This is a genomic window from Streptomyces piniterrae (genome assembly GCF_005048155.1).
Classification (GTDB): domain Bacteria; phylum Actinomycetota; class Actinomycetes; order Streptomycetales; family Streptomycetaceae; genus Streptomyces; species Streptomyces piniterrae.
The window spans coordinates 1-9,900 of the sequence record NZ_SUMB01000020.1 but is presented as its reverse complement, the minus strand read 5'-3'; the positions used below and the strand labels follow the sequence as shown (position 1 = coordinate 9,900).

The following is a 9,900-nucleotide window of genomic DNA, read 5'->3' as shown; positions in this document are numbered from 1 at the left end:
GTTGCCGCCATGAGAGAAGACCTGCCCGCCGCCGCCCCGGATCCCGCCGTACCCTCGCCGGATCCCTCCGCCCCGTCCGCGGGTCCCGCCGTCCCGTCCCCGTTGCGCCGCCGCGGGTTCCTGATCGGTGCCTCGGGCGCCGCCGCGCTGGGCGCCCTGGCCCTCGCGGGCTGCGGCTCGGGCGGCGGCTCCGAGGACGCGTCCGACGGCGACCAGGGCCCGCCGCGGCGCGGCGGCCGGCTGCGGGCCGCGTTCGCCGGCGGCGGGGCGAACGAGACCCTCGACCCGCATATGGCCGGCCTGTTCTCCGACGTGGCCCGCGCCAAGGCGCTCTACGACAAGCTCGCGGACTTCGGCGACGATCTGACGCCGCGGCCCCGGCTCGCCGCGAAGTGGGAGCCGAACAAGGCGCTGGACCGCTGGACGGTGACCCTGCGCAAGGCCGCCTTCCACAACGGCCGGCCGGTCACCGCCGCCGATGTCCTGTTCAGCTACCGCAGGATCGCCGACCCCAAGAAGGCGTTCCGTTCCAAGGCCGACCTCGATCCCATCGACCTCAAGGCGAGCCGGGCCGTCGACAAGGCCACCGTCGAGTTCCGGCTGAAGCGCCCCACCGCCGAATTTCCCGACATCCTGGCCGCGTTCGGCGCCTATATCGTCCCCGAGGGGACGGAGTCGTTCACCAAGCCGGTCGGCTCGGGCCCCTTCCGCCTGGTCTCCTTCTCCCCCGGCAAGTCCACCGTGCTGCGCCGCTTCGACGACTACTGGGACGGCGCCCCGTACCTCGACGAGCTGGAGTTCGTCGCCGCCGACGAGGAGTCCGCCCGGATCAACGCACTGCTCGGCGGACAGGTCGAGTACGCGCATGAGCTCAGCCCCACCACGGCGCGCGCGCACGAGCGCGGCGGGCAGGTGCGGATCGTCCGGCTGAAGAACAGCGCGATGCAGGCGTTCGCGATGAAGACCGACCGGCCGCCGTTCGACGACAAGCGGGTCCGCGAGGCGTTCTTCCTGATCGCGGACCGCGCGGAGCTGGTGCGCGGCGCGTTGTCCGGCGCCGGCGAGATCGGCAACGACCTGTTCGGCAAGGGCTATGCGTACTACGCGAAGGATCTGCCGCAGCGCGCGCAGGACCTGGATCGCGCCCGCCACCTGCTGAAGCAGGCCGGCGCGGAGAACCTGAAGGTCACCCTCGACACCTCGGACGTCGCTGCCGGCTTCACCGAGGCGGCCGGTATCTTCCGCGACCAGGCGGCCAGGGCCGGGGTGCGGATCACGGTGAAGAACCACAACCCGGACAGCTACTGGAGCGACATCCTCGACTCCGGCACGCTCTGCTCGTACCGCTCCGGCGCCATGCCCATCGAAACGCATATCTCCCAGCGGCTGCTGACCGGCTCCACCACCAACGCCACCAAGTGGCGGCACAAGGATTTCGACGCGCTCTACCAACAGGCGCAGTCCACCGCCGACCGCGACGAGCGGGCCGCGCTCTACGGGCGGATGCAGCGCCGGCTGCACGCCGAGGGCGGTTTCCTGGTGTGGGGGTTCGCGGACTGGATCGTGGGCACGGCGAAGAACATCCGGGGCGTGGCACGCAACGCGCCCGCCAACTCCCTCGACTGGGCACGCTTCGACAAGGTCTGGCTGGCGTGAGCGGTCCGCCTTCCTTCGCGGGCCTGCGCCCCTTGGCGAGCCTGCGCTCCTTCCCGGGTCTGCGCTCCTTCGTGGTACGGCGGCTGCTGCTGGGCGCGGGCCAGACCGCGGCCGTCGTCCTGCTCGTCTTCGCCCTCACCGAGGCGCTGCCGGGAGATGCCGCCGTCGCCCTCGCCGGCGACCAGCCCGACCCGGCCCGTATCGCGGCGATCCGCGAGTCCATGGCGCTGGACCGGCCGGCGTACGAGCGGCTGGCGCACTGGGCGGGGGCCCTGCTGCACGGCGACTTCGGCCGTTCGCTGGTCACCGGCCGCCCGGTGACCGACTACCTGGCCGACGGGCTGGCCCCCACCCTGCTGCTCGCCGCGCTCACCGTGACCCTGCTGGTGCCGGTGGGCACCGGGCTCGGGGTGCTGGCCGCGCGCCGCGAGGGCGGCCGCGCCGACCGTCTCATCAGCTCGCTCACGCTGGGCGTCTACGCCGTTCCCGAATTCGCCTTCGGCGTGCTGCTGGTCTTCGTCTTCGCGCTGCGTCTGGGCTGGCTGCCGCCCACCGCCGTCGGTTACGGCGCCGATCTGCTCGCCCACCCGGAGGCGCTGATCCTGCCGGTGGCGGTGCTGATGGCCCGCCCCGTGTGCTCGATCAGCCGCCTCGTACGGGCCGGCATGATCGACGCGCTCGCGTCCCCCTACGTCGCGCAGGCCCGCCGCTACGGCATCGCCCCGGCCCGCATCCGCTACGCGCACGCCCTCCCCAACGCCGTCGCCCCCGCCACCCAGCAACTGGCCCGCACCGTCGACTGGTTGCTGGGCGGCGTCATCGTCGTCGAGGCGCTGTTCGTCATCCCCGGCCTCGGCACGGTCCTGCTGGACGCGGTCAAGGCCCGCGACCTGCCGGTGGTACAGGGCCTGGCGGTGGTGTTCGGCCTGGTCTCGGTCGTCCTCAACCTCGGCGCCGATTTGGTCGTGCACCACCTCGCACCGCGTACGGGAGTCGCCGCATGAGACCCCTGCGCCTGCGTGCCCGCCGCCCCGGGTTCCTCGACCGCCCCGGCCGCTTCGCCCTCGGCGCGCTGCTCCTCGCCCTGCCCCTCCTCCTCGCCCTCCTGGGGCCGTTGCTGACCGGCCCGCCCGGCCCCCGGCAGGCCGCGTTCACCGCCCCCGCCGGCCATCTGCTGGGCACCGACTTCGCAGGTCAGGACGTCTGGCGGCAGGTGCTCCTGGGCGGCCGCTCGGTCGTGCTCATCGCCCTGGCCGCCACCGTCCTCTGCTACGCCCTCGCCCTCCCCCTCGCGTTCGCCGCCGCTCTGACCCACCGCACATGGCTGGAAGAGCTCCTGATGCGGCCGCTGGACGTGCTGCTGGCCGTGCCGTCCCTGCTGATGGTGCTGCTGGTCGCGACGGTGTTCGACCCGGGCGCGGTCGGGCTGGCGGTGCTGGTGGCCCTGGTCAATGTGCCGGACGCGGCCCGCATCGTCCGGGCGAGCGCCGCCGAGGCCGCCGCCCGCCCGGCGGTGGAGGCGCTCCGTATGCAGGGCGAGGGCTGGTGCCGTATCGCCCTCGGCTACGTGGCCCGCTGCTGCCTGCGCACCCTCGCCGCCGACGCGGGCGTGCGGATGACCGGGGTGCTCTATCTCGTCGCCACCGCCGCGTTCCTCGGCGTCGGCGTCGCCCCGGACGCGGCGGACTGGGCGGTGATGGTCGACCGCAACCGCACCGGCCTGTTCGTCCAGCCCTGGGCGGTGGTGGTGCCCGCCCTGCTGATCGTCGGCCTGTCGATGGGCACCAACCTGCTCGGTGACGCGGGCCTGGCGGGGCGGAACCGCGCCGCCGCACGCCCCCGTACGACGCCGCGCCCCCGTACAACGAAGGGACAGCCTTGACCCCGACCCCGACCCCGACCGCGGAAGCGGGTGCCGCCCCACCGATGGCGTCCCTCTCGGGCCTGCGCGTCGACGTGGCCGGCCGGCGCATCCTCCACGACATCTCGCTGACCGCCCGCGCCGGCACGGTCACCGCGCTGGTCGGCGCGTCCGGCAGCGGCAAGACCACCACGGGACTCGCCCTGCTGGGCGAGTACCCACCGGGAGCGCACGTCGAGGGCCGGGTGCGGGTGGCGGCGGACGGCCCCGTCGGCTACATACCGCAGCATCCGGCCGCCGTCCTCAACCCCGCCCGGCGGGTCGGCGCGCTGCTCCACGACATCGCCCGCTCCCAGCTTCCCCGGCTCCCCCGCCGCGAGCGCCGCCCGGCGGCCCGCGCCCGCGTCCTGGAGGCTCTCGCCCAGGCCCAGCTCCCCGAAGGCGCCGCGGGCGAGGCCCTGTTGCGCCGCTACCCCCACCAGCTCTCCGGCGGCCAGCAGCAGCGCGTGGTGCTGGCCCAGGCGCTGCTGCTGGGCGCCCGGGTGATCGTCGCGGACGAGCCCACGACCGGCCAGGACGCCCTGACGAAGCGCCGCATCGTGGCGGAACTGGACCGGGTGGCGCGCCGGGGCATCGCCCTGGTCCTGCTCAGCCACGACCTGGACGTGGTGCGCGAACTGGCCGACGAGGTCGTGGTGCTGCGGGACGGCCGGGTGGTCGAATCCGGGCCCGCCGGGCGGGTGCTCGGCGCCCCTGACCACCCCTGGACCCGCGAACTCCTCGCGGATCCGGCGCCGACGGGCCCCGACGACAGCACACCCCTGCACGAGACACCCCCGCACGAAGCGCCCGCACACGGGGCACCCCCGCACGAAGCACCCCCCGCCGGCGCCGTCATCCGCGTCGCCGCCGCCCGCTACCCCTCCCGCTCCGGAGCCGGCTCCGGTGGCAGCGCGACCGCCCTGCGGGACATCGACCTGGACGTGGCCGCCGGGGCGTGCCTGGCGATCGTCGGCCGCTCCGGAAGCGGGAAGACGACCCTGGGCCGGTGCCTGGCGGGCCTGCACCGGGACTGGGACGGCGCACTGACACTGGCCGGAACTGCCCTGCCGAGCAGCATCAGAGCACGCTCGACGCCGCAGGTCGCAGCGGTGCAGTACGTCTTCCAGGACGCACGCGCTGCGTTCGACGAACACCGGTCGGTGCTGGCCCAGACCGCACGAACGGCGATCCGCCTACGGGACGTGCCCGCGGACGAGGCACTCAAGGAGGCACGCACGGCCTTCGCCCGGGTCGGCCTGACGCCCGACCTCCACGACCGCCGCCCGGCGCGGCTCTCCGGCGGCGAACTCCAACGGGCGGCGCTGGCCAGGTCCTTGCTCGCGCACCCGAGTGTGCTGATCTGCGACGAGATCACCTCGGGGCTGGACGCGGTGAGCCGCCGCGGCATCGTGGAGCTGCTCGGCGGCCTGCTGCGGGAGCCGACCGCGCCGAGCCTGCTGCTGATCACCCACGATCTGGACACGGCGGCGGCACTGGCGGACGAGATAGCGGTACTCGACGCCGGCGAGATCGTCGAACGGGGCCCGGCGGAACGCGTGCTGACGGCCCCCGCGCACCCCTTCACCACCTCACTGGTGGCGGCGGCCCGGTGGCACGGCCACGTCCGGGGCCCAGGTAGGACATCGGCGGCACGCTGACTCGGACAGGCCGTGAACAGGCCGTGAACAGGCGTGGACAGGCGTGGACGGGCGTGGACGGGCCCTAGTGGCGGGCCACCGCCGCCGGGACCGCCGTGCCCCCGCCGGGCCCGCAGGCTCGGGCCGTTTCGATGTCCAGGAGTTCGAAGCCACCACGGGGGCAGGTGTAGCCCTTCTCCGGTTTCGGGGGCTTGCCTTCGTGCCGGATTCCGTAAGCGCTTTGGGCGTGCTGGTGGCCGTATGTCGCTATCGCCCCGACGAGCGCGAGCGCGCTGAGCCCGAGGATGGCGATCCCGAGGCTCCATCGGATGAGGCTTTGCATGGCGTGTCCCCCGTGGTCTGGTCCGGACGACCCTACTCGGGGCCGGACGAGGCAGCTGTGGCCGCCCTCACCGGCGCGATCACCCGTCGCCGGCACGCACCGGCCGGCGGTCCGATCCGCTGTCACTTGTCACCTATCGGCGAGCGCCTCGTGCCACCAGCGGTCGCGGCCCGGCGTCCAGGACACCGGGCGTGCGCAGCGGTTCACCACCAGGACCGTGCGGTCGCGGGAGCCGCCGGACGAAGTGCCGCGCGCCAGGGCGTGGTCGAGGCGTGCCTTGACGGGGCGGATGGCGCCGTCCCAGAACGCCGCGTCGGCGGTGATCAGCACCCGCGCCTCCGACTCCCGGGTGCGCGCGACCAGTTCAGGGACGGTCAGCGACACCGGCAGCGTGGTGCGTATCGCGTCCAGCCGGCCGCAGGCGAGGGTCGCTATCACCGACTCCGGGACCAGGGGCAGATGCACCGCGACCTTGTCACCGGCCCGGACCCCGAGCCGGGTCAGCGCGGCCGCCGCCCGGTCGGCCTGGTCGAGGAGCATGCCGTAGGTCAGCTCCTCCATCCGGCCCGGTTCCCCGGACCAGGTGAGGGCGATCCGCGACGCGTCCGGCTCCGGCACTTCCCGGGCATCGTCTGCCTGCTCTGAGGTCACACTGCGCAACATGCGGATCAGCATGTAGATCAGCGATCAACAATCGCTGAACATCCGTTGTACGAGGTCGCGCCACCCGTTTCGCACCTGCGTACGGCGGCCTGCGGGACGCCCGAGCGTAACTGCCCGCCTTCGGGCGCGTTCAATCCTCCTTCCCTGCCTCCTTGTCCGGCCTGTCGCCCTCTCCGGCCCTCCCAACTCCCCTCAGCCCCGCTTCGACGCCTCGTAGCCGCCGACCACATCGCGTACGTCCCCGAACCCACGCGACTCCAGCAGCGCCGCCGCGATCACCGAGCGATTGCCGCTGCGGCAGTACAGGACGACCGGGCGGTCCGGGTCCAGCTGTGCGAGCCCGTCGGCGAGCGTGGCCAGGGGGATGTTTCGGGCGCCGGGCAGCGCGCCCGCCGCGTATTCGGCGGGGTTGCGCACATCGATCAACTGACTGTCGGTGGAAGCGAGTTCATCGATCCGGATGCGGCGGCTGCGGGAGGTGAGCGCGGGCTCGCGGGTCAGCGTCGTGGCCGGGTCGGGCAGATGGCCGAGCACCCGGTCGTAGCCGATGCGGGCGAGCCGGAGGCGGGCCTCGGTCTCCTTCCCCGGGTCGGCGACCAGCACGATCGGGGTGCCGGGGGCCATCACACTGCCCGCGTACTCGGCGAACCGGGTGTCCAGGCTCGTATGCAGGGACCCGGTGAGATGGGAGCAGGTGTAGGCGGCCAGGGAGCGGCAGTCGAGAACGGCGGCGCCCTGTTCGTCGCGGGCGGTGAGCGCCTCTTCGAGGGTGAGCGCCGCGAGCGGCGCTGCATCCATCAGCGGGTGACCGTCGCGGTTGAGGGCCGCGTCGTGTGCGAAGTAGGCGGGGGTGGCGGGCTGGTCCGCGGTGACCAGGCGGACGAAGTCGGCCTCCGGCATGGGCTGCAACGCGTAGTTGAGGCGGCGCTGGTCGCCGATGGTGGAACTCGTCTCGGCGGAGAGGCTGCGGCCGCAGGCCGAGCCGGCGCCGTGTGCGGGAAAGACCCGGGTCGCGTCCGGGAGGGTGAGCAGTTTGGTGTGCAGCGAGCGGTGCAGGCGCAGGGCCATGTCGTGCGGGGTGTGCCCGGCGGAGGAGAGCAGATCGGGGCGGCCGACGTCCCCGACGAAGAGTGTGTCTCCGGTCAGCACGCCGAACGGGACGTCGTCATCGGGGTGTTCGTGGACGACCAGGCAGATGGATTCCAGGGTGTGGCCGGGGGTGGCGAGGACGGTGAGGGTGACCCCGCCGCCGCCCTCCGCGCCGAGCGAGATGCGCTCGCCGTCCCGTAACCGGCGGATGGGGAAGCCGGTTTCGGCGGCCTCGCCGAAGGCGATGGTGGCGCCGGTGGCCCGCGCCAGTTCGAGATGGCCGGAGAGGAAGTCGGCGTGAATGTGCGTCTCGATGACGAGCTCGATGCGCAGGCCGGCCGCGTCCGCCTCGCGCAGGTAGTCGTCGATGTCGCGGCGTGGGTCGACGAGAACGGCCCGCCCGGTGGTCTCGTCGCCGATCAGATACGACGCCTGGGAGAGGCAGTCGAGGTAGTACTGCGCGAAGTGCACGGTCGGCCTCCAGGGGTGGGGCGCACGGAGCCCGTAGGGGCGCGGGCGGGTCGGCGGCTGGGCGCGCGACCCGCAAGGCCCTTACGGGGCAGGTGCGTTGTGCGGATGCACGGATGTACGTACATTAGACAGGTACATTAGGGAGCCGGGTGACGCGGCGACAAGTCCACCGCGTCACCCGCGACATGCCACGTACGTCCCGCACCCGCCCGCACCGCCCCGTACGCCCGCGGAGGAACCCACCATGACGACCGAGCCGCCGGACGGCGCGCACGGGCCGCGCCCCCTGGACCGGCGCTCGCCGCTGCCCCTGTGGGCCCAGCTCTTCGACGATCTGCGCCGCCGGATGCAGGCCGGCGCGTTCACCGAGGAGTTCCCTGCCGAGCATCGGCTCACCGCCGAGTACGAGGTCAGCCGGCACACCGTCCGCGAGGCGCTGCGCAAGCTGCGCGCCGACGGCCTGGTGATCGCCGAACGCGGCCGCGCCAGCCGGCTCGACACCCGGCGCATACAGCAGCCGCTCGGCTCGCTCTACAGCCTCTTCCGCGAACTGGAGGGCCAGGGCGTGGAACAGCGCAGCGAGGTGCTGCGGCTGGAGCGGACGGCGGACGGCACCGTCGCCGGGCATCTGGGGCTGATCCCGGACGCCCCGCTGATCGTGCTGGAGCGGCTGCGCCTGGCGGACGGCGAACCGCTCGCCCACGACACCGCGTATCTGCCCGCCGAGATCGCCGAGCCGCTGCTGGAGACCGACTTCGGGCACACCTCGCTCTACGGGGAGCTGTCCCGCCGCTGCGGGGTGAAGGTCACCGGCGGCCGGGAGCGCATCCAGCCGTTCCTGCCGGACATCCGGCAGGCGTGGCTGCTGGGACTGGCCGACCGGGAGCCGGCGTTCGCGATCGAGCGGCTCGGCCGGGCCGGGGAGCGGCCGGTGGAGTGGCGGGAGACCGTGGTGCGCGGCGACCGGTTCACCTTCGTCGCCGAGTGGTCCGACGACAGCCGGGCCGTCGCCCTCGCGCCGCGTGCCGCGTGTCCGTCGTCATAGCCGCGGCGCTGCCGTGCGGGCTGCTGATCGGGCTGTTACTGGGCGCGCTCGGCGGCGGCGGTTCGATCCTGGCCGTGCCGGCGCTGGTCTATCTGCTGGGCCAGTCGGCGCACGACGCCACCGCGGGCGCGCTGGTGGTGGTCGCGGTCGGCTCCGTACCGGGACTGGCCTGCCACGCCCGTGCGGGCAGGACCCGCTGGGCGGCCGGCATGGCGTTCGGCGCGCTGGGCACGGCCGGGACCTACGTGGGCTCCCGGTGGAGCGCGGCCGTGGCGCCGACGGTGCTGATGACCGCGTTCGCGGGCCTGATGTTCGTGGTGGCGGTCGCACTGGTGTTACGGAGCCTGCGGGAGCGGCGGGCGGCGAAGCCGGCGACGGACGCGGCCTCGGGGGAGGTGGCTGACGCGGGGGCGTTACGGGCGGCCCCGGATGCCCAGGACCCCACGGAGGCCCAGGACTCCCCGGGCGCCCACCCACCGACTCCCCCACCGGCTCCCCCTCATACGCACCCCGCCCGCATCACTCGCCCCGTTCGCCTCGCCCGTATCGCCCGTATAGCCGCGACCGCCACCGCGGTCGGGCTGCTCACCGGCTTCTTCGGCGTCGGCGGCGGCTTCCTCGTCGTACCGGCGCTCACCCTCGTGCTGGGCCTGGAGATGCCGGTCGCGATCGGCACCTCGCTCCTCGTCATCCTGATCAACTCGCTGACCGCACTGGCCACTCGGGCCGGTACCGGCGCCCTGGACTGGCCGCTGCTGACCGCCTTCGCGGCCTGCGCCGCGATCGGCAGCTACCTCGGCAACCGCCTCACCACCCGCCTGCCCGCACAGACCCTGACCGCCGCGTTCGCCGCCCTGGTCACCCTCCTCGCCGTCACGATGGCGGCCGCCGCCATCCCCCGCCTCTAGCCCTGTCCCCCCAACCCAGGAGGATCCGCATGACCGTTCCAATTAAGTGAGCAGGAGAGAGTCTTGGACCCACACCTGTGCACTGCGGACATCCCGAACGGTTTTGGATGTCCGGCTGGTTCCCCGCGTTCTCATCACCTCCGTCCGGGCGCGCAGCTCCTGGCTGCGGTCCGTGACGGAGTGGC

Annotated in this window: 9 protein-coding genes; 6 read left to right on the top strand and 3 right to left on the bottom strand. The window is 73.6% G+C overall.

Features of this window, described 5'->3' with window-relative positions; translation table 11 throughout:
- The first annotated feature begins 9 nt into the window (after window positions 1–9).
- From FCH28_RS36875 to FCH28_RS36860, 4 genes are read left to right on the top strand one after another with little or no spacing between them, the layout of a single operon-like run.
- A complete protein-coding gene (locus FCH28_RS36875) occupies window positions 10–1,656 on the top strand; it encodes an ABC transporter substrate-binding protein (protein WP_136744801.1) in 1,647 nt (548 codons plus the stop codon).
- A gap of 41 nt (window positions 1,657–1,697) precedes the next feature.
- Complete coding sequence (locus FCH28_RS36870) at window positions 1,698–2,660, top strand: ABC transporter permease (protein WP_136744863.1); 963 nt, start codon at window positions 1,698–1,700, stop codon at window positions 2,658–2,660.
- Window positions 2,657–3,538, top strand: coding sequence for an ABC transporter permease (locus tag FCH28_RS36865; RefSeq protein ID WP_136744800.1), 882 nt, complete (start codon window positions 2,657–2,659; stop codon window positions 3,536–3,538). Before FCH28_RS36870 ends, FCH28_RS36865 begins: the two co-directional genes overlap by 4 nt.
- Before the next feature lie 44 nt (window positions 3,539–3,582).
- On the top strand, window positions 3,583–5,217 hold the full coding sequence (locus FCH28_RS36860) for an ABC transporter ATP-binding protein (RefSeq protein ID WP_136744862.1): 1,635 nt from the start codon (window positions 3,583–3,585) through the stop codon (window positions 5,215–5,217).
- 64 nt (window positions 5,218–5,281) lie between these two features.
- On the opposite strand, the gene FCH28_RS36855 is transcribed toward FCH28_RS36860, so the two are convergent.
- From FCH28_RS36855 to FCH28_RS36845, 3 genes are all read right to left on the bottom strand, one after another.
- On the bottom strand, window positions 5,282–5,539 hold the full coding sequence (locus FCH28_RS36855) for a hypothetical protein (protein ID WP_136744799.1): 258 nt from the start codon (window positions 5,537–5,539) through the stop codon (window positions 5,282–5,284).
- 129 nt (window positions 5,540–5,668) lie between these two features.
- Window positions 5,669–6,202: an AMP-binding protein gene (locus FCH28_RS36850; protein ID WP_136744798.1), complete on the bottom strand. Its 534-nt coding sequence runs from the start codon at window positions 6,200–6,202 to the stop codon at window positions 5,669–5,671.
- Between the two features lie 192 nt (window positions 6,203–6,394).
- Window positions 6,395–7,762: an MBL fold metallo-hydrolase gene (locus FCH28_RS36845; RefSeq protein ID WP_136744797.1), complete on the bottom strand. Its 1,368-nt coding sequence runs from the start codon at window positions 7,760–7,762 to the stop codon at window positions 6,395–6,397.
- Window positions 7,763–8,006: 244 nt separating this feature from the next.
- Here FCH28_RS36845 and FCH28_RS36840 point away from each other — a divergent pair, with 244 nt between their 5' ends.
- Both FCH28_RS36840 and FCH28_RS36835 read left to right on the top strand, forming a co-directional pair.
- Window positions 8,007–8,807 carry a GntR family transcriptional regulator gene (locus FCH28_RS36840; protein ID WP_136744796.1) on the top strand — a complete coding sequence of 267 codons (801 nt, stop codon included), beginning with the start codon at window positions 8,007–8,009 and terminating at the stop codon, window positions 8,805–8,807.
- Window positions 8,792–9,715, top strand: coding sequence for a sulfite exporter TauE/SafE family protein (locus tag FCH28_RS36835; protein ID WP_136744795.1), 924 nt, complete (start codon window positions 8,792–8,794; stop codon window positions 9,713–9,715). The genes FCH28_RS36840 and FCH28_RS36835 overlap by 16 nt, the downstream gene beginning before the upstream one ends.
- Window positions 9,716–9,900 lie beyond the last annotated feature (185 nt).

Bases quoted from the DNA above. Each gene is read 5' to 3' on its own strand.
- FCH28_RS36875 (WP_136744801.1), top strand. From the start codon at position 10: ATGAGAGAAGACCTGCCCGCCGCCGCCCCGGATCCCGCCGTACCCTCG.
- FCH28_RS36865 (WP_136744800.1), top strand. From the start codon at position 2,657: ATGAGACCCCTGCGCCTGCGTGCCCGCCGCCCCGGGTTCCTCGACCGC.
- FCH28_RS36860 (WP_136744862.1), top strand. From the start codon at position 3,583: ATGGCGTCCCTCTCGGGCCTGCGCGTCGACGTGGCCGGCCGGCGCATC.
- FCH28_RS36855 (WP_136744799.1), bottom strand. From the start codon at position 5,539: ATGCAAAGCCTCATCCGATGGAGCCTCGGGATCGCCATCCTCGGGCTC.
- FCH28_RS36850 (WP_136744798.1), bottom strand. From the start codon at position 6,202: ATGTTGCGCAGTGTGACCTCAGAGCAGGCAGACGATGCCCGGGAAGTG.
- FCH28_RS36840 (WP_136744796.1), top strand. From the start codon at position 8,007: ATGACGACCGAGCCGCCGGACGGCGCGCACGGGCCGCGCCCCCTGGAC.